Source organism: Sporichthyaceae bacterium, assembly GCA_036269075.1.
Taxonomy (GTDB): Bacteria; Actinomycetota; Actinomycetes; order Sporichthyales; family Sporichthyaceae; genus DASQPJ01.
On record DATASX010000097.1, the window covers coordinates 1 to 18220 of the forward strand.

The 18220-nt window shown below is 67.9% G+C and carries 18 protein-coding genes and 1 pseudogene; 8 read left to right on the plus strand and 11 right to left on the minus strand.

From position 1 onward, the window contains the following. Positions 1-289 precede the first annotated feature (289 nt). Entirely contained in the window at positions 290-1276 is a 987-nt protein-coding gene (locus tag VHU88_17880) for a magnesium transporter CorA family protein (GenBank protein ID HEX3613564.1), read from the plus strand. 73 nt (positions 1277-1349) lie between these two features. Here the strand turns inward: VHU88_17880 and VHU88_17885 are convergent, their stop codons facing one another. Beyond that, positions 1350-2597: a cyclopropane-fatty-acyl-phospholipid synthase family protein gene (locus tag VHU88_17885; GenBank protein HEX3613565.1), complete on the minus strand. Its 1248-nt coding sequence runs from the start codon at positions 2595-2597 to the stop codon at positions 1350-1352. Between the two features lie 71 nt (positions 2598-2668). Next, the gene (locus VHU88_17890) at positions 2669-4048 is read right to left on the minus strand and encodes an FAD-binding oxidoreductase (protein ID HEX3613566.1); all 1380 of its coding nucleotides are present in this window, start codon (positions 4046-4048) and stop codon (positions 2669-2671) included. Positions 4049-4388: 340 nt separating this feature from the next. Here VHU88_17890 and VHU88_17895 point away from each other — a divergent pair, with 340 nt between their 5' ends. From VHU88_17895 to VHU88_17905, 3 genes are read left to right on the plus strand one after another with little or no spacing between them, the layout of a single operon-like run. Next, positions 4389-5213, plus strand: coding sequence for a hypothetical protein (locus tag VHU88_17895; protein HEX3613567.1), 825 nt, complete (start codon positions 4389-4391; stop codon positions 5211-5213). A gap of 12 nt (positions 5214-5225) precedes the next feature. Further along, entirely contained in the window at positions 5226-7046 is a 1821-nt protein-coding gene (locus VHU88_17900) for a fumarate reductase/succinate dehydrogenase flavoprotein subunit (GenBank protein ID HEX3613568.1), read from the plus strand. Continuing rightward, a complete protein-coding gene (locus tag VHU88_17905; protein HEX3613569.1) occupies positions 7043-7852 on the plus strand; it encodes a succinate dehydrogenase/fumarate reductase iron-sulfur subunit in 810 nt (269 codons plus the stop codon). The genes VHU88_17900 and VHU88_17905 overlap by 4 nt, the downstream gene beginning before the upstream one ends. A gap of 73 nt (positions 7853-7925) precedes the next feature. Here the strand turns inward: VHU88_17905 and VHU88_17910 are convergent, their stop codons facing one another. From VHU88_17910 to VHU88_17940, 7 genes are all read right to left on the minus strand, one after another. Then, the gene (locus VHU88_17910; protein HEX3613570.1) at positions 7926-9230 is read right to left on the minus strand and encodes an ABC transporter substrate-binding protein; all 1305 of its coding nucleotides are present in this window, start codon (positions 9228-9230) and stop codon (positions 7926-7928) included. 3 nt (positions 9231-9233) lie between these two features. Next, a complete protein-coding gene (locus tag VHU88_17915; protein HEX3613571.1) occupies positions 9234-10364 on the minus strand; it encodes a branched-chain amino acid ABC transporter permease in 1131 nt (376 codons plus the stop codon). Next, positions 10357-11235 carry a branched-chain amino acid ABC transporter permease gene (locus VHU88_17920; protein ID HEX3613572.1) on the minus strand — a complete coding sequence of 293 codons (879 nt, stop codon included), beginning with the start codon at positions 11233-11235 and terminating at the stop codon, positions 10357-10359. Before VHU88_17920 ends, VHU88_17915 begins: the two co-directional genes overlap by 8 nt. After that, positions 11232-12005, minus strand: coding sequence for an ABC transporter ATP-binding protein (locus VHU88_17925; protein HEX3613573.1), 774 nt, complete (start codon positions 12003-12005; stop codon positions 11232-11234). Before VHU88_17925 ends, VHU88_17920 begins: the two co-directional genes overlap by 4 nt. Before the next feature lie 4 nt (positions 12006-12009). After that, entirely contained in the window at positions 12010-12801 is a 792-nt protein-coding gene (locus tag VHU88_17930) for an ABC transporter ATP-binding protein (protein ID HEX3613574.1), read from the minus strand. Between the two features lie 146 nt (positions 12802-12947). After that, positions 12948-13658, minus strand: a complete 711-nt coding sequence (locus VHU88_17935) for a PIG-L deacetylase family protein (GenBank protein ID HEX3613575.1) — start codon at positions 13656-13658, stop codon at positions 12948-12950. Between the two features lie 19 nt (positions 13659-13677). Beyond that, entirely contained in the window at positions 13678-14094 is a 417-nt protein-coding gene (locus VHU88_17940) for a (deoxy)nucleoside triphosphate pyrophosphohydrolase (protein ID HEX3613576.1), read from the minus strand. A 113-nt stretch (positions 14095-14207) separates the two neighbouring features. On the opposite strand from VHU88_17940, the gene VHU88_17945 reads away from it, so the two are divergent. From VHU88_17945 to VHU88_17955, 3 genes are all read left to right on the plus strand, one after another. Next, a complete protein-coding gene (locus tag VHU88_17945) occupies positions 14208-14507 on the plus strand; it encodes a 4a-hydroxytetrahydrobiopterin dehydratase (protein HEX3613577.1) in 300 nt (99 codons plus the stop codon). A 66-nt stretch (positions 14508-14573) separates the two neighbouring features. After that, positions 14574-14990, plus strand: a complete 417-nt coding sequence (locus VHU88_17950; GenBank protein ID HEX3613578.1) for a hypothetical protein — start codon at positions 14574-14576, stop codon at positions 14988-14990. Positions 14991-15129: 139 nt separating this feature from the next. Then, the gene (locus VHU88_17955; GenBank protein ID HEX3613579.1) at positions 15130-15393 is read left to right on the plus strand and encodes a hypothetical protein; all 264 of its coding nucleotides are present in this window, start codon (positions 15130-15132) and stop codon (positions 15391-15393) included. 76 nt (positions 15394-15469) lie between these two features. Here the strand turns inward: VHU88_17955 and VHU88_17960 are convergent. Beyond that, positions 15470-16590: pseudogene (locus tag VHU88_17960) on the minus strand (DUF5938 domain-containing protein). A 74-nt stretch (positions 16591-16664) separates the two neighbouring features. Then, a complete protein-coding gene (locus VHU88_17965) occupies positions 16665-17471 on the minus strand; it encodes an SDR family oxidoreductase (protein HEX3613580.1) in 807 nt (268 codons plus the stop codon). Positions 17472-17613: 142 nt separating this feature from the next. On the opposite strand from VHU88_17965, the gene VHU88_17970 reads away from it, so the two are divergent. After that, positions 17614-18213 (plus strand): TetR/AcrR family transcriptional regulator, encoded by a 600-nt coding sequence (locus VHU88_17970; GenBank protein HEX3613581.1) that lies wholly within the window; start codon positions 17614-17616, stop codon positions 18211-18213. The last annotated feature ends 7 nt before the right edge of the window (positions 18214-18220 follow it).

Consider the following 18220-nt stretch of genomic DNA (forward strand, 5'->3'; position numbering starts at 1 on the left):
GACAACTGGAGCCACGACTACGGCCAGGGCCGAGAATTCATGTACAAGTACACCTCCACCAACACCGTCTCCAACCCCGACGGATCCCCCAACGGCTTCGCCCCCGACAGCGACCAGTTCATCATCTACACCAACAAGTAATTCCTAGACGCGGAAAGGGCTTCACCCCGTCCGGTGGAGCCCTTTCCGTACGTTCGGCCCCGGCCCGCTCCCTCGGCTTCACAGCCGCAGGAGCGGGCCGGACCCGTTCGTGCGAAGGTTTCCCCGGGACCGGAGTTCGGGAGCTGCCATGGACGTCCTGCGGATCATCGGGTCGACGGTCGAGAAGTGCGATCCGGACGACCTTCCGGCACTGTTGGAAAAGGGCGACGGCCTGATCTGGGTCGACGTCCCGCACTGCGACACCGCCGGGGTGGCTCTGCTCCGCGAGGTGTTCAATTTCCACCCGGTCGCGATCGACCAGTGCGTCGTCCGTAATCGCATTCCGCGCTTCCATCTGTATCCGGACCACCGTTTCTATGTGCTGCACAGCCCGCAACTCGGCGCGGCCGGCCACGTCCACTATGTGGAACTGGACCATTTCGTCGGAGACGGATTCGTGGTCACGGTCCACGGGCCGGTGAACGAGGCGGTCGACCCCGCCGTGATGAACCGGGAGACCGGCGCGGTACGCCGTCGGCTGGAGACCGGGCGCTGGTCGCCGGCCGGGTCCTTCGAGCTCTCCCACGCCATCGTCGCGGGCATCGTCCGGACGGTGGAGAGCGCGGTAGAGCAGCTCACCGAACAGGTGTGGCGGCTGGAGCAGCAGATGACCGGCGGCGACCGGGTCAAGGCGGACGACTTCCTGGAACAGATGTTCCAGGTCCGTCACGGCCTTCTGGCGGTGCGCACCATCGCCAGCAGCAGTTGCGAGATCTACCGCCGGGTGACGCACCTGCGCGACCGCGTCCCCGCCGAGGGCGTGCCGTTGCTGGAGGATCTCGCCGACCAGTTCGAGCGGGTCGGCGGGCTGGCCAACATCCAGTGGGAGTACCTGCAGGGCGTCATCGACTTCTTCCGTGCCCGGACCGAGACCACGATGTCGATCGCCACCGAGCGACTGGCGGTCATCGCCGCCGTCACCCTGCCGATCACCGCCATCGCCTCGGTCTACGGCATGAACTTCACGCACATCCCGGAGCTGAACTGGCGGTACGGCTACCCGACGGCGCTGGGCGCGATGGCCGTGATCTCGGCCCTGCTGCTGCGCTGGGCCCGCCGCCAGGGCTGGTGGTGACGGCCCGTCAGTTCGTCCGCAGTGTGCATAGACGGACTCCTGGCCATGGGTGCTCCTTCGTCGCGCCCATGGCTCAGTTCGTCCAGTCCGGCCTCAGGGGGAACGCTGCGTTGCCCGCGTCGTCGCAGCGCACTCCGAGCACCTGGTGCAGCTCGATGACCCGGGAGTCGAACCCGACCCGGCAGGCGGCCATGTAGAGCAGCCAGACCCGGGCCCGGTTGGCCCCGACCTCGGCGACGGCGTCGTCCCAGTTGTCGACCAGATTCGCGCACCAGTCGCGCAGCGTTATCGCGTAGTGCTCGCGCAGGTTCTCCTCGTGGCGCACCTCGAAGCCGTTGTCCTGCATCACCGAGACGATCTCGCCGACGGCCTCGAGCTCACCGTCGGGGAACACGTAGCGGTCGATGAACTTGCCGGCCTTGGCCGGGAGGGTCGTGGCCGGCCGGGTGATGCAGTGGTTCAGCAACCGCCCGTGCGGCCGCAGCTTGGCTCGCAGAGCGCTGAAGTAGCCGGGCAACTCCTTGGCGCCGATGTGCTCGGTCAGGCCGATCGAGGAGACGGCGTCGAAGCCGTCCTCGGGCACGTCGCGGTAGTCCAGGTGCCGGACCTCGGCCAGGTCGGAAAGGCCACGGTCGATGATGGCCTGCTGGGCCCACGCAGCCTGCTGGGCCGACAGCGTGACGCCGAGTGCCTGCACGCCGTACTCCTTGGCGGCGTGCATGACCATGCCGCCCCAGCCGCAGCCGACGTCCAGCAGGCGCATGCCCGGCGCCAGGCCGAGCTTGCGGGCCACCAGGTCGTGCTTGTTCCACTGCGCCTCCTCCAACGAGGAGTCCGGCTTCGGGAAGCACGCGCAGGTGTAGGACATCGACGGCCCCAGAACCCACTCGTAGAAGCGGTTCGAGACGTCGTAGTGGTGGGAGATCGCCTTGCTGTCCCGCGACTTGCTGTGCCGGACCCGCCCCATGCGCTTGAGGATCTCCTCCGGCGGCGGCTCGACCGGGCGCAGGTTGCGCAGGCCGAAGTCGCGCAGCAGGTCGATCCGATCGCGCACGCCGAGGTTCTCGCCCCCGGCCGACAGCGCGCTCAACGCGAGGTAGAGGTCGCCGTGCACCTTCAGATGGCCCGTCACGTACGCGCGGGCCAGGCCCAGCTCGCCGGGCGAGCCGAGCAGGTAGCTCAACGCGGTGGGGGAGGTCAGCTCGAGGTGCACCTCGGCATCGGAGGGACCGGCCGAGCTGCCGTCGAACGCGCTCACCCGCACCGGGAACGAGGTGTCGACGACGCGGGCGAACACCGACGCCACACCGGTCCGACTCACGGCAGCCTCCTACTCCGAGCCGACAACCTCGTTGCCGACGACGACGCGACACATCCGGGTGGGCCGGGAAATCATCGGCGTTGCACACACTTCTCGTACAGATCCAGCAGCCGGCGGTCCGGGTCGTACTCCTTCTTCACCAGCTCGTACGCGCTGCCGTTGTACAGGCGCCAGAACTCCTCGGTGGAGTAGAACGACGTCGAGTACAGGGACTTCCGTCCGTGCAGTTCGTCGACCTTCGCCTCGATGAGCCGATTGTGGTGCCCGTCGGTCTCCCCCGGGTTCAGGGCCACCGAGGACCAGAAGCCGAAGTTCACGTACAGCCGGTCGGGACTGAACGTGTACAGCGGCCACTGGACGGCCTCGTCGCGCTGCCGCAGCGGGCACACCCAGATCGGCTCGATCGGGATCTCGCGCAGGAAGAAGTCGAGGAAGTCCGCGGCGCCCTCCACCGGGACCTCGATGTCCTGGACGACGTCCTCCCGGGGCGGGCGGCCGCGCAGTCGCTCGATGTTCGCGTTGAGGTGGGTGCGCCGCTCCAGCGCGACGATCTTCCAGTAGACGTCCGAACGCAGCAGTCGGCGGCCGAGCAGCTTGCGGACCAACGGCCGCTGGACGCCGAACGCTCGGGAGCACCAGAACCAGTCGGTGTCCCAGCGCCACAGGTAGTCGCGGATGGTCAGGAAGTCCTCGCGGTAGGTCTGTACCGACCGGTAGTAGATGTCGGTCCACGTGTAGTCCGACAGGTACGGGGCCTCGCCGACGAACGAGGCCACCGTCAGATACATCTCGTCGCCGGAGAAGATCGTCCCGTCGACGAAGTCGACGTCGCTCCCGTCCAGCGTCCGGGTCTCGCAAAGTTCCGTCATCTGCGCGAAGAACGCGCTCCGGTCGGTGTGCCGGATGTGCCGCAGCCGGACGTAGGGCCGCACCGGCTCCAGTTCGATGTCCAGGCGCAACGCGTACCCGAGCGTGCCGTAGGAGTTCGGGAAGGCCCGGAACAGGTCGGCGTGCGGGCCGTCGGCAGTCGCCTCCAGCACCCGGCCGTCGCCGGTCAGGATCTCCATCCGACGCACCGACTCGTGCGGGCAGCCGTTGCGGAACGAGCTGGACTCGATGCCCACGCCGGTCACCGCGCCGCCGAGGGTGATGGTCTTGAGCTGCGGCACCACCAGCGGCATCAGCCCGTACGGCAGCGTGGCGTCGACCAGTCGTTCGTAGGTGACCATGCCCTCGACCGAGGCCGTCCGGGTGCGGGGGTCGACCTCGATCACGTGCTCGAACGGGCGGACGTCCAGGCCGGGGCCGGCTGCCTTGCCCCGGTCGCGGAACAGGTTCGAGGTCTTCTTGGCCAGCCGGATCGGCTCGTCCGGGCCGATGGCCGCGAACTGCTCGACCAGCCGGGCGACGCGCTGCTCGTGATCGGTCCGCGGGAAGCTCGGGGCCTGCATCAATCGATTTTCGACGCTCGCGGCGCGGCGGGCAAACTGGGGTCCGGCGGCGTGACGCAGGTCATACGACTTTCGGGGCACCGGGGAGTCTCCGGACTCCTTCCAGGAGCCCGGCGCGAGCGCTCCGGGGCCCGTTACCCGCCCGTGACCGGGGTCATTCGGGGGTGTGACGGCCTGCACACTACCCTGCTTACTCGCGGGTCAACGTCCTGCGCGATGATGCAAAGTACGACCGGCATCGGGAACCCGACCGGATCACGTCGACCGAACAGATTCGTGCCGGCATGCCACCGGAATGCGGACTGAAGGCCGACCGAATTTGATCACCGGAGAACAACATATGGCTGGAACCGGAGTTTTCTCGCCGGGACGTGCGCAGATCGACGCCCGGACGTTGCGTAGAGACCGTTGGTGGTTGCAACCGCTGATCACGGTCGTCGTACTGGTCTCCTTCATCGTTTACTCGACCATCCGAGCCTTTATCAACACGGCCTACGTCCAGGAGCAGAGCCACCTGCTCTCGCCGTTCTACTCCCCCTGCCTCGCCGAGCGCTGCAAAGTGGGCTCCGACGACTTCGGCACTCCGATCGGTCATTGGTGGGCGCTGTCGCCCGCGCTGCTCATCCTCGTCGTGCCGCTGGGTTTCCGCCTCACCTGCTACTACTACCGCAAGGCCTACTACCGGTCGTTCTGGCAGTCCCCGCCGGCCTGCGCCGTCGCCGAACCGCACGCCAAATACACCGGCGAGACGCGGTTCCCGCTGATCGGGCAGAACGTGCACCGCTACTTCTTCTACCTGGGTCTGCTCTTCAACGTGGTCCTGACCTGGGACGCGATCCACTCGTTCAAGCAGGAGCACGGCCTGGCCCACGCGCACGGCGGCGCCGGCTGGGGCCACATGGGACTCGGCACGCTGGTCCTGATCGCGAACGCCTGCCTGCTGTGGCTGTACAGCCTGTCGTGCCACTCCTGCCGGCACGCGATGGGCGGGCGGCTCAACCACTTCTCCAAGCACCCGATCCGGTACTGGGCCTGGACGCAGGTGTCGAAACTGAACACCCGTCACATGCAGCTCGCGTGGGTGTCGCTGTTCGGAGTTGCGCTGACCGACGCGTACGTGTCGTTGGTCGCCTCCGGCGCTTTCCACGACCCGCGATTCTTCTAAAGGACCTGGTAGATGACTGAGCTCGAAAGGCACAGCTACGACGTGCTCGTGATCGGCGCCGGCGGCGCGGGTCTGCGCGCCGCGATCGCGGCGCACGAAGGCGGCGCCCGCACCGCGGTGGTCTGCAAGTCCCTGCTCGGCAAGGCGCACACCGTGATGGCCGAGGGCGGCATTGCCGCCGCCATGGGCAACGTGTGGCCGGACGACAACTGGCAGGTCCACTTCCGCGACACGATGCGCGGCGGGAAGATGCTCAACAACTGGCGGATGGCCCAGTTGCACGCCCAGGAGGCCCCGGCCCGCGTCGAGGAACTGGAGGAGTACGGGGCGCTGTTCGACCGCACCCCGGACGGCCTGATCTCCCAGCGCGACTTCGGTGGGCACCGCTACGCCCGCCTGGCCCACGTCGGCGACCGCACGGGCCTGGAGATGATCCGTACTCTCCAGCAGCGCGTCGTGGCGCTGGGCATCGACGTGTACATGGAGTGCACGATCACCCGGCTGCTCACCGACGGCACTGGCGAGGACTCCAACGGGACCAACCGCGGAAACATCGCCGGCGCGTTCGGTTACTGGCGCGAGACCGGCCGCTTCGTGTGCTTCGAGGCCCCCGCGGTCATCCTGGCCACCGGCGGCATCGGCAAGAGCTTCAAGGTCACCTCGAACTCCTGGGAGTACTCCGGCGACGGCCACGCGCTGGCCGCCCGGGTCGGGGCGACGCTGCTGAACATGGAGTTCATCCAGTTCCACCCGACCGGGATGGTCTGGCCGCCCTCGGTCCGCGGGATCCTCGTCACCGAGTCGGTCCGCGGCGACGGCGGCATCCTGAAGAACAAGGACGGCAAGCGCTTCATGTTCGACTACATCCCGGAGTTCTTCAAAGCCGACACCGCGGACACCGAGGCCGAGGCCGACCGCTGGTACGAGGACAAGAAGAACAACCGCCGCCCACCGGAGTTGCTGCCCCGCGACGAGGTGGCCCGGGCGATCAACGCCGAGGTGAAGGCCGGGCGCGGGTCACCCGCGGGTGGCGCGTACCTGGACATCGCCTCGCGGCGCACGCCGGAGTACATCAACAAGCGACTGCCCTCGATGTACCACCAGTTCAAGGAACTGGCCGACGTCGACATCACCAAGGAACCCATGGAGGTCGGCCCGACCTGCCACTACATCATGGGCGGCGTCGAGGTGAACGCCGATACGCAGGCGGCGGTCGTACCCGGCCTGTACGCGGCAGGTGAGGTCGGCGGCGGCATGCACGGCTCCAATCGACTCGGCGGAAACTCCCTCGGCGACCTGCTGGTCTTCGGCCAGCGCGCCGGGCACTACGCGGCCGAGTACGCCAAGTCGACCACCGCGAAGATCGCCGACGGGCAGATCGAGGTCGCCGCGGCCGAGGCAACCGCGCCCTTCGACCGCGAGGGCGGGGATAACCCCTACGCGCTGCACGCCGAACTGCAGGCCACGATGAACGAGTTGGTCGGCATCATCCGCGACGCCGACGAGATGAACGAGGCACTCGCCCGGCTGCAAGGCTTCAAGCAGCGGGCGAAGAACCTCACGGTGACCGGCAACCGGCAGTTCAACCCGGGCTGGCACCTGGCGATCGACCTGAAGAACATGCTGTTGTGCTCGGAGATGGTGGCGGTGGCCGCCATCGAGCGCAAGGAGAGCCGGGGCGGACACACCCGCAACGACTACCCGGTCGCCGACAAGTACTGGGGCACCCAGAACATCGTCCTGTCCGAGAAGGACGGGACCGTGTCGTTCAAGCTGCAGCCGTTGCCGGTTATGCCCGACGACCTGAAGATATTGTTCGAGGAGCCGAAGTGACCACCACTGTGTCGTCGAACAACCCGAAGGCAATCCAGCCCGACGTCGACAAGTCGAAGAGCTTCACCGCGAACTTCAAGGTCTGGCGGGGCGACTCGTCCGGCGGCGAACTGGTCGACTACAGCGTCGAGGTGAACGAGGGCGAGGTCGTCCTGGACATCATCTTCCGCATCCAGGCCGAGCAGGCCAACGACATGGCGGTCCGGTGGAACTGCAAGGCCGGTAAGTGCGGATCGTGCTCGGCGGAGATCAACGGACGTCCGGCCCTGCAGTGCATGACCCGGATGTCTTCGTTGCCGCCGGGGGAGACCGTTGTGGTCACGCCGTTGCGGACCTTCCCCGTCATGCGCGACCTGGTCACCGACGTGAAGTTCAACTACGAGAAGGCCAAGCAGATCCCGGCTTTCCGCCCGCGGCCGCGCGACGCGGACGGCAAGTACCGGATGGCCCAGATCGACGTCGAGCGCGGCCAGGAATTCCGCAAGTGCATCGAGTGCTGGATGTGCCAGAACGTCTGCCACGTCATCCGCGACCACGAGGAGAACAAGCCTTCGTTCTCCGGCCCGCGGTTCTTCATCCGGCTCGCCGAGCTGGACATGCACCCGCTGGACACCAACGACCGCAAGGTCATCGCTCAGGAGAAGCACGGGCTGGGGATGTGCAACATCACCAAGTGCTGCACGGAGGTGTGCCCCGAGCACATCAAGATCACCGACAACGGGATCATCCCGCTCAAGGAGCGGGTCGCGGACCGCAAGTACGACCCACTGTTCCAGATCTTCGGCCGCAACCACCGCAAGCACTGAGGTAGCCCGGACAGACCGAGGTCCGGGGAACTCCGCTGTGGCGGAGTTCCCCGGACCGCACTGTTTCCAGCGATCAGGAAGCGGCGGCCGCGGGCACCTGGTAGGTGGTCGCGTCCTTGCCTTCGTAGAGCGCCTTGAGCTGCTTCAGGCCGCCGGGGCTGGCCTTGTCGACCTGGACGATGTAGACACTGCGCGAAGCCGGCTGCCCGGGCTTGGAGTAGTCCAGCGGCGGGAGCAGCTTGTCGGTGTTGATGTTGTTGCTCGCCAGCAGCGCGTTGTGGATGCCGGCGCGCGTCAGGTCCTTGGCGGCGCAGGCCTTCGTCAGAACCTCGCCCATGATCAGGCCGAACGAGTAGCCGAGCTGAACGCCGTAGTTCGGCTTCAGATCCGGGTGCTGCTTGGTGAACGTGGCCGCGATCGTCTTGGCCTCGGCCACCGAGGAGGAGAACGGCACGCCGCTCTGGGCCAGGATCAGCGGCGCGAGGGCGGCCGCCGCGGGGGTCCCGAGCAAGGCCGGGGCGAAGGTCGGGTTGTTGCCGACCATGGGCACCTTCAGCCCGAGCGCCGCGTTGTTGGTGGCGACCGACGCGGTCTGCGTCGGGGTCGAGGTCAACGCGATCACCTTGACGCCGTCGCCCTTGAACTTGGTCACGATGCTCTTCATGTCGGTGTCGGTGGCGGTGACCTTCGCCTCGTCGACGGTCATCCCGTGCTGCGCGGCGAAGTACTTCGAGCCGAGCAGGCCGTTTCCGCCGTACTCACCGTCGATGTAGACGTGCCCGATCTTGTCGCCCTTCTTGAGCTTCCCCTGGTCGAAGAGGTAGTCCAGCGCGTTGACCATCTCGAGGTCGTAGGTGGTCCCGACGATGGTCACGTAGGGCGCGCCGAGCAGCACCGAGCTCCACGAGATGGCGAGCGTGGTCAGCTGCTTGTCGGCGATGTCCTGCTTGAGCGCCGCGATGACCGGCGAGCCGAGCAGGTCGAGGAAGGCCGCCGACTTCGGCTCGAGGTCCGGGAACTGGATCTTGGCCTGGTCGGCCTTGTAGCCGTGGTCGACCGTGTCGATCGCGATCTTCCGGCCGCAGATCCCGCCCTTGCCGTTGACCTCGTCGGCCCAGATCTGGTGACCGGCCGAGATGGCGTTGCCGAGGTCCTTGAAGACACCGGTGTGGTCGGTGAGCACACCGAGGGTGATCGTGTCGGCGGAGATGCCCGGCCCGATCTTGACGCCGTTGGCGTCCGTGGAGCCACCGCTGTCGCTCGCCGGCGCTCCGGACGACCCCGCCGCGGCGGTGTCGTTGCTGTTTCCACCTCCGCAGCCGGCGATCATCAGCATCCCGGCCACTGCCAGGACCGGGATCTTACGAATTCTGCGCATGGTTCAGTTCCCTTCGGAGATGAGCGACGAACCGAGCAGGTTGCGACTGAGCTTGCGTTGCACTCGTCGCCCGAGAGCTGCCAGACCCCCGGGCTCGAACAGGACGACAAGGACGATCGCCGTACCGTAGACGAACGCCGTGAAGATCACCGGCGTGACTGCCTTGGCGCCGTGGCCGAACACGTGTGAGTGCCCGAACCACAGGTTCAGTGCGCCCGGCATTCCGTTCACCAGTGCGGCGCCCGCGATCGCGCCGGCGACCGAACCGAGGCCGCCGATCAGGATCATCGCCAGGATCGCGATCGCCACCTGGATGCTGTAGGTGCCGACGAACTCGCTCTCGTCGGGCTTGAAGAGGCGGTACCAGAACACAGTCATCACACCGGCCAGACCGGCGTAGCCGGAGGAGATTGCGAAGGCCTCGGCCCGCACCCGGGGAACCGGCACCCCCAGCGCGGCCGCGGCCGACTCGTTGTCACGCACCACTCGCCAGGCCCGACCGGGACGGCTGTTGATGGCGCCCTGGGCGAGCAGGTAGGCCAGCGTCGTCAGCACCAGGAACACGTACCAGATCCGCTCGTCGCGATGCCCGGCGCGCAGGACGGAGAACTCGAAGATCTTCAGGTCCGGGACGGAGCGGCCGCTGGCCGTGCCACCGGTGATCGAGTCGTACTTCTGGCCTGTGTACAGACCGATGTAGACCAGGGAGAGCGTGGCGACGCCGAGGTACACACCGCGCACGCGGCCGGCGACCGGCGCGAACACCAGCCCCAGCACCGAGGCGATGAGAACCGCCCCCACCACTGCTATCAGGGAGGGCCAGCCCAGTCCCCACCTGCCCGGACGGTGCGGGCTGCCCAGGACGCAGTAACTCGCGCCGCCGACGAACATGAAGAACGGGGTGGCCAACGACAACTGACCGGCCTGCCCGGTGAGCAGGGTCAGTCCGATCGCGGCTACGGCGCCGATCATCACGTACGCGCCCACCCGCAACCACGAGTCCGACAGGTACATGGGCGGCGTGATGACGGCGACCGCCAGCACGATCCGCACCAGCCAGCGCATCGGGTCGATCCGTCCGGGCAAGGCGTGCGCCCGGTTCCCAGCGGCCGTTTCCAGGGCGTGCTCAGACACGGGTTCGCTCCCGGGTGCCGAACAACCCGGCAGGCGCGACGATCAGCACCGCCAGCATCACCATGTAGACGGCGACCTTCGAGAACTCGAACGAGATGTACTGGGCACTCAATGCTTCGGTCAGCCCGACAATCACTCCGCCGACGATCGCCCCGCTGGTCGAGTCCAGACCGCCGACGATCGCCGCCGGGAACGCCACCAGCGCGATCGCGTGCGTCCCGAGGCTCAGGCCGGCGCCGGAGAAGTCCTGCGTGGCCAGGAACAGCACCGCGACACCGGCCAACGCGCCGGCCACGCACCACGCCAGGGCGGTGACCCGCCACCGGTGGATCCCCATCAACGCGGCGGCTTCCCGGTTCTCGGCCAGGGCCCGCATCGACACACCCCATGGGGTGAACCGGAAGGCCAGGAAGAAGGCCGCAACCAGGACCGCCCCGACGCCGAGCGCGATCACGTTGGTCCGGAAGAAGGTGACCGACCCGATCTGGAAGGGCTTGCCGTCGTACGGGGAGCCGAGGAACGGGATTTCCTCCCCGAGCCGCCGGATGATCTCCTCGCTCATGACCACGTCGACACCGATCGTGAGCAGCGCGAGCGCGATCGGATCCGCCAACGGTCGGCGGGAGACCAGGACCCGTTCGATGATGACGGCGCCGGCCGCCGCGGCAATGACACCCAATACGGCGGAACCGAGGAAACCCAGGTCGTCCTGCGTTCGCGCCACGATGTAACCGCCGAGCAGCACCAGCGAACCGTGCGCGAAGTTCAGAACTCCGCTGGCCTTGAAGATGATCACGAATCCGAGTGCGAGCAGCGCGTAGACCGCGCCCTTGCCGAGGCCGTTCACGACCACCTGGACGAAAGTGTTCAAGCGGGTTCTCCCAGATACGCCTTAATTACCTCCGGGTCGGCGCGCACCTCGGCGGGTGTCCCGTCCGCGACGACCTTCCCGAAATCCAGCACGGTGATCCGCTGCGCGATGCCCATCACCAGGTTCATGTCGTGCTCGACCAGCAACACGCTGATCTCCAGCGCGGCTCGGATCGCCTTGATCAGTTCCGCGATCTCGGCGGTCTCGCCGGCGTTCATCCCGGCCGCCGGTTCGTCCAGCAGCAGCACCGACGGCTCGGTGGCCAGCGCGCGGGCGATGTCCGCCCGCTTCGCATCCCCGTAGGAGAGCGTGGAGACCTGACGGTCCAACAGATCGCCGATGCCGATGAACTCGCAGATCTCGACCACCCGCGCGCGATGACGGGCCTGTTCGCGCAGGACGGTCGGCCACCGGACACCGGCGGCCAGGAAACCGCCGCGCGTCCGGCTGTGGCGCGCCACCATGACGTTGTCGATCAGCGTGGAGTGCGGGCACAGCGCGAGATTCTGGAAGGACCGACCCAACCCGCGCCGCGCCAACTGGTGCGGCCGCAGCCCGGTGACGTCGTCCCCGCCCAGCTCGATCTGCCCGCCGTCGGGGCGGTAGACGCCGCTGATCACGTTGAAGCAGGTGGACTTGCCGGCCCCGTTCGGGCCGATCAACGCGTGGATGGTCCCGGGCGCCACCGTGAAGGAGACTCCGTCCAGTGCGCGCACCCCGCCGAAACTCAGCGTCAGATCTGCGACCCGCAACCCGGCGCCGTCGGTCATCCGATCACCCCTGCCACTTCGACAGGACCCGAGTGGGGGCGACCGCCTCTTGGACCTCGGCTTCGACCTGCCCATGCCCGCCCAGGTAGAGCCCGGCAAGTTCCGGGGAGTCTGTGACAGCTTCCGCGGTGTCGCGCAACGCCACTCGGCCGACCTCGAGGACCACCACTTGCGTGGCGAGTTTGAGCGCCATGGCGGCATTCTGCTCGACGAGCAGCACGGTCGTGCCGGCCTCATTGATCTCGGAGATGATCCGTCCGATCAAGGTGATCATCTGCGGGGCGAGGCCGAGTGACGGCTCGTCGAGGAGCAGCAACTGCGGATCGGACATCAGTGCCCGACCCATGGCCAGCATCTGCTGTTCGCCGCCGGAGAGCAGACCGGCCCGTTGGGTGCGGCGCTCCGCGAGCCGGGGGAACAACTCGTAAACCCGGTCGCTCGCGCCACCCCGGCGGGCCCTCGGCAAGGACAGCGCGCCGGCCCGCAGATTGTCCTCGACCGACATGGTCGCGAACACCTGGCGGCCCTCGGGCACCTGCACGATTCCGGCAGCCACGATTTCCGCCGGATCGAGTCCCTTCATCGCCCGGCCGTCGTAGCTGATTTCCCCGGTTTGGACCCGCCCGCGATGCAGGCCGAGGGTCCCTGAAATGGCCCGCAGCAGCGTCGATTTACCTGCACCGTTCGCACCGAGGACGGCCGTGACCGACCCGTCGGGGACCTCGATGTCGACGGCCCGAAGGCCTTCAACTGCCCGACCGTAACAAACTGTGAGTTGGCTCACTTCCAAGGACACGACGCACAATCTTGTCGGTCGACGCGCTGCCGCGCAACGACCGGGTCGACGAACGCGCCGTGCACACCGACGAACGGCTCATCGGCGCGCCGGCGCAAGTCAGCCGTGGGCGTGCACTGTGGTCATTGATGAGCTCGCAAGCTCGCTCATCGGGTGTCGAGAATCAGGTATCCCTCCGCGATACGGCCATCCGGCAGCCCGCCGGCGCGGGCCTGCATCGAACCCCATTCGCGCATTCGTTGCTCCAGCCCGACCGCGCCACCGGTCTGGCTCACGTGCGCGGCCAGGGCCGCCATCTTGCGGTCGAACATCGCGGTGGTGTCCACGTAGTGGTCGGCCCGCTCGTTCGAGCTCATCACCCAGACCTCGGCGACCGTGTGGGCGGCTAGTTGCTCCTGCGCAAGCAATTCGGGGTGGGCCATCGGGTTGCGGGCGTCGGGGTAGACGGCGCACATCGCCGCTTCCCCGGCAGCGGTGTGGTCCGGGTGACTGGCGTACATGCCGCGAATGTCGCGGACCGGCGAGTGGACCACCAGTCGGTCCGGACGGAATCGGCGGATCGACCGGCTGATGTCGCGCCGAAGTTCGTGACTGACCGTCAGTCTGCCGTCCTCATAACCCAGGAACTCGATCTCGCTCACGCCGAGTACGGCGGCCGCGTCCCGTTGCTCGGCCCGCCGGCGGGCGGCCAACGCGGCCCGAGGTGTCGACGGGTCCGAACCGCCGGCGTCACCGTCGGTCACGACGCAGTAGGCCACCTCGACGCCGGCCGCGGTCCACCCGGCGATCGTGCCCGCACACGAGAAATCCACGTCGTCGGGGTGCGCGGCCACAAGAAGTACGCGCGAGGCATTCATGAATGGATCCACCACCAGATCAACCGGATGCCGGGGGCCCGGAATTCCCGAGGAACCCGCAAAGTGCGACGGCTGCCGGGAGGTCGGCGGGCAACCAGTCGACATCGAACACGGCGTCGCGACCGAGCCAACGCAATTCGTCGTGCGAGTCGCCGGCCGCGGGTTCGCCGTCCACCAGTTTCGCGAGGAAGACCTTGAGCACCAATGCAGAACTCAGCCACCATTCACCTGGCAGTCTGCCGGTGCACACGATCCCGACGCCGAGTTCCTCGCGGCACTCCCGAACCAGCGCCTCGGTCTCGGACTCACCCGCCTCGACCTTGCCGCCGGGGAACTCCCAGCCGCCGGCCAGCGCCTCCGGGCGACTGCGGCGCGCCGACAGCACCCGACCGTCGCGCAGGATCGCCGCACCGACCACCACCCGGCACGCATTCATGAAGCCGAACTCCTTGACCGCTCCCGAGCCTGTGCCGGCAATGCTCGCACTGAACCGCGGCCGGCGCCGGGGCGGACTTGACGCCGGCGCCCGCGGGGAGAAACGTCGGGGCCATGGCTGCACTCCTGACCCCCGAGGACCTGCGCGCCGGACTGGCCAAGCTGCCCGACTGGTCCGCCGACGGCAACACGATCCGCCGCAAGGTCAGCGCCCCCGACTTCCCGACCGCGATCGCGCTGGTCGTGGCCGTCGCCGGCGAGGCCGAGGCGATGAATCATCATCCGGACATCGACATCCGCTGGCGCGACGTCCACTTCGCGCTGTCGACCCACTCGGCCGGCGGCCTGACCCCGCTGGACCTCGACCTCGCCCAACGCATCGACGACGCGGCGGCGGCCCGCGGCGCCGGCTGACCCCGTAGCGCTGACGTTGCGGCAGTACGGTTGAGCCGCTCTCGGTCGGCCGACGGAAGGACGCACGTGCGCGCGTCGTCCCGGGTCCTCCCGACACTGGCGCTGCTGGCCGGGCTGTCGGCCTGCGGCGCATCCACGATCAACGACGCGGCCGACCCTCAAGCTCGCAAATGCAAGGCTGCACTCGAAATTCGCCTAACTACTGCGGATGCAGCTGCAGCCGGCGCGCCGAGCGAGACCGCCGCACAGGCCGCGATCGCGAACTCCATGGCCGGGCCGAAGCCGAAGGAGTGCGCGCACATCTCCGACACGCTCGGGGCTCGTCTGCTCAACGAACTGGCCACCGAGGCCACCGGGCGCGCCGCGGCGGCGCGTCAGAGCTTCCTGGACGGCCTGGGCAAGGCGGTCGGCGGCACCGCTAGCCCGACGGCCGGACCGAGCGACCAACCCGTGGCGAGCGGCACGCCGACGAGCAGTCCCTGACGACCGGCGGGGCGAGCAATGACTGTGGAACTGACCGTTCGGGCCATCGATTTCGGGCCGAACAGCGGAGTGTCTCCCCCGGCACTGCGGCGTCAAAGGGTTACCGGGTTGGACAGACCTGGGCAGGCCAGGGGGAGCAATGCGAGTCTTCGATCCATTCGGACTGATCGGCAGCACGATCTCGTACGCCTCGTCGCACGACTACGCGCCGCTGACCCTGCTCACGGTCGGCCTGGTCGTCGTGATCCATCTGCTCGTGCTGCTGACACTGGTCGGCGCCGGCGTCCGCGCGGCGCGGCGCTACCGGGAACGGCGCGCGGTGGTCGCCCTGTTCACCCCGACCCGGAGGCTCTCGACGATCCCGCAGCAACGGGCCGGCTCGCCGCACGACCAGGTAATCTGACGCTGCGTCATATTCGCTGGACGGCCGACGGGCGGGGACATCACCTGATGTCCCCGCCCGTCGGCTGGTCGTTCAGTCAGGAGACGCTGATGACCGGTTGGCTCACCAGGCCGAAGGCCTTCAAGGTCGCGAACAACTCCCGATGGCCGAACGCCTGGCAGGCCGAGCCGAAGCCGACCTTGCTGGTCACGCCGGCGGCCAACTGCCGAGCCGCGTAGGCCTGCAGCAGACCGGTCTGCTTGTAGTTGCAGTTGCCGTAGATGACGCAGTGCGCCCGGGCCAGCGGCCCGGTGCCGTGCACCGAGTCGATCGAGATGTTGACCCTCGGGTTCTCCCGCGGCGGGTAATCGCTGCGGATGCCCGCGGCCGTCTGCGCCAGAATCGCACGGGTCTCCTCCAGTGACTTGCCCTCCACAGCCGGCAGCAACGCCGCGATGATCTGCGGGACGCCGAGCATCAGCGCCGGTCGATCACGCCGCCGAGCACCTTGCAGGTGCTGACCCGCGGGTCGTCCTGGAACCAGATTGGGCTGGACGTTCCGCCCCAGGGCAGGGCCAGACCCAATTCGTGCTGGCCGGGCACCGTCAGCTCGTACAGACCGACGTCGGCCGGCCACTCGACGAGCTTGTTCTCCTCGAGGTAGTAGGCCTTCGACAGGATCGCGTTCTGCACGATGGTCGCGGTGGAGGCGACCGTCGGCGTGCCCTTCCAGAACACGGCCATGTCGAGCGAGTCGATGCCCGGCGTCTCCAGCACGTAGTTCGCCGCGATCTCGCCGACCGTGTACATCTGCGCGATGCCGGGGGTGAGCAGCAGCCCCTTCTCGGCGAATTTCGCGCCCCAGTTCTCCTTGCACCAGATCAGCCAGTCCTGCTCACCGGTGGTGTCGGTGTAGTGGACGCCGGCGTTGTAGCAGGCCTCGACCGCGGCCGGGCCGTACTCCATGAACGGCCCGACGGTGTTGCACAGCACCTTGGCGCCGGCGAGCAACTTGGTGAGCTCCGCGACGCTGTGGGCGACCTCGGCGATCTCGTACTCGGCGGTCTCCAGGCCGGGCACGGTGTCCAGTCCGGCCTGCAGACGACCCTTGTCGCGCCCGGCGGCCACGAACGGCAGGTTCAGTTCACGCAGGTACTCACAGATCAGTCGGCCCGTGTACCCGGAGGCGCCGTAGACCACAACAGGCTTGCTGCTCATCCGTATGTCCTCCAGTGATGGAAACTGACGATGCCTATGTTCGCTCGTGCTCCTCACGATGCCTCAGGTAGGACTCAGGTGCCCATGCCACCTTCCACGGGAAGCGAGATGCCGGTGATGAAGCGCGCCATGTCCGAGGCGAGGAACACCACGGCGTCGGCCATCTCCTCCGGGGTGCCCAGCCGGCCCAGCGGGGTCTGCTCGACGACGCCGGCGATCGCGCCGTTCATGTCCGGGGCCAGGCCCAGGTCGACGATGTCCTGAGCGAGCTTGGCGCCCATCGCGGTGGGGACCAGACCCGGTGCGATGCAGTTGACCCGCACGCCGAGACCGAGCTTGCCCGCCTCGACGGCGGCAACGCGAGTGAACCGGTCCACCGCCGACTTCGTGGACGAGTAACCCGCGATCGACGGGAAGGCGATCAGCGAGGCGACCGAGGCGACGTTGATGACCGCCCCGCCCTGACCGGCCGCGCCGCCCGGGCGCATCGCGCGGAACGCGTGCTTGCAACCCAGCGCAGTGCCGACGATGTTCACGTCGCACATGCGGCGGACGTCGGCCGGGTCGATGTCGATGACCAGGCCGGTCAGCTCGATGCCGGCGTTGTTGACCAGGATGTCGAACCCGCCGATGCTCGAGATGGTCTGGGCGACAGCGGACTCCCAGCCCTGCTCGTTGGTGACGTCGAGCTCAACGAACTCGGCCGTGCCGCCCGCGTCGCGGATTGCCTGCGCGGTCGACTTCCCGAGGTCGGAATTGACGTCGGCGATCACCACGGCGGCACCGGCGCCGGACAGTGCGTGGGCCATGGCGGCACCCAGGCCCTGGGCCCCTCCGGTGACCATCGCGTGGCGACCGGCAAGCAACGTGGAATCGGTCATGGAGCGGCCTCCTTGGCGCTACTGCGGAACGGTCCGCTCAGCCAAGTCCTCGGACGGCGCGACCGTCAAGACCTTCTTGGACAGTCGTCCAAATTGTTTCTGGCGGATTTCACCACCCGCCTGCTTTCATGGGCGCGTGACCATGACGGCACCGCTGGAAGCCTCGGAGAAGTTCCTCGCACGGCGCGACGAACTGGCCGCCGCGGCACGCGACACGTTGGCCGAACTCGGCTACGCGCGCACCAGTCTGCGGGAGATCGCCGACCGCACCGACTACTCCCACGGAGTGCTGCACTACTACTTCGCCGACAAGGTCGACCTGATCACGCACTCGGTGCGGCAGGTGAAGGCCGAGTGCATGACCCGGTACGACTCGATCGTCGCGGCCGCGCTCGACGGCCCGGCGCTGGCCGCGGACTTCGGCGCCGCCATGGCCGCGAGCCTGCGCGAGGACGCCCCGATGCACCGTCTCTGGTACGACCTGCGCAACCAGTCGATGTTCACCGAGCTCTTCCACGACGACGTCGCCGAGATCGACGCCGGGCTCGAGCGGATGATCTGGCGAGTCGTCTCCCGCTACGCCGAGTTGACCGGTGGCACGCCCCCGGACTCGGCCACCGCCTACGCGGTGTTCGACGGATTGTTCGCCCAGGCCCTGCTGGTCTTCGCCGACTGGCCGGACACCGCGTGCGCCCGGCTGGCCGAACGCGCGCAGGGACTGCTGCCGCGACTGGTCGGCTGAGAGCGTT

Coding starts and splice junctions, on each gene's coding strand:
- VHU88_17880 (HEX3613564.1), top strand. CDS start 290: ATGGACGTCCTGCGGATCATCGGGTCGACGGTCGAGAAGTGCGATCCG.
- VHU88_17890 (HEX3613566.1), bottom strand. CDS start 4,048: ATGCAGGCCCCGAGCTTCCCGCGGACCGATCACGAGCAGCGCGTCGCC.
- VHU88_17895 (HEX3613567.1), top strand. CDS start 4,389: ATGGCTGGAACCGGAGTTTTCTCGCCGGGACGTGCGCAGATCGACGCC.
- VHU88_17900 (HEX3613568.1), top strand. CDS start 5,226: ATGACTGAGCTCGAAAGGCACAGCTACGACGTGCTCGTGATCGGCGCC.
- VHU88_17910 (HEX3613570.1), bottom strand. CDS start 9,230: ATGCGCAGAATTCGTAAGATCCCGGTCCTGGCAGTGGCCGGGATGCTG.
- VHU88_17925 (HEX3613573.1), bottom strand. CDS start 12,005: ATGACCGACGGCGCCGGGTTGCGGGTCGCAGATCTGACGCTGAGTTTC.
- VHU88_17935 (HEX3613575.1), bottom strand. CDS start 13,658: ATGAATGCCTCGCGCGTACTTCTTGTGGCCGCGCACCCCGACGACGTG.
- VHU88_17940 (HEX3613576.1), bottom strand. CDS start 14,094: ATGAATGCGTGCCGGGTGGTGGTCGGTGCGGCGATCCTGCGCGACGGT.
- VHU88_17945 (HEX3613577.1), top strand. CDS start 14,208: ATGGCTGCACTCCTGACCCCCGAGGACCTGCGCGCCGGACTGGCCAAG.
- VHU88_17955 (HEX3613579.1), top strand. CDS start 15,130: ATGCGAGTCTTCGATCCATTCGGACTGATCGGCAGCACGATCTCGTAC.
- VHU88_17965 (HEX3613580.1), bottom strand. CDS start 17,471: ATGACCGATTCCACGTTGCTTGCCGGTCGCCACGCGATGGTCACCGGA.
- VHU88_17970 (HEX3613581.1), top strand. CDS start 17,614: ATGACGGCACCGCTGGAAGCCTCGGAGAAGTTCCTCGCACGGCGCGAC.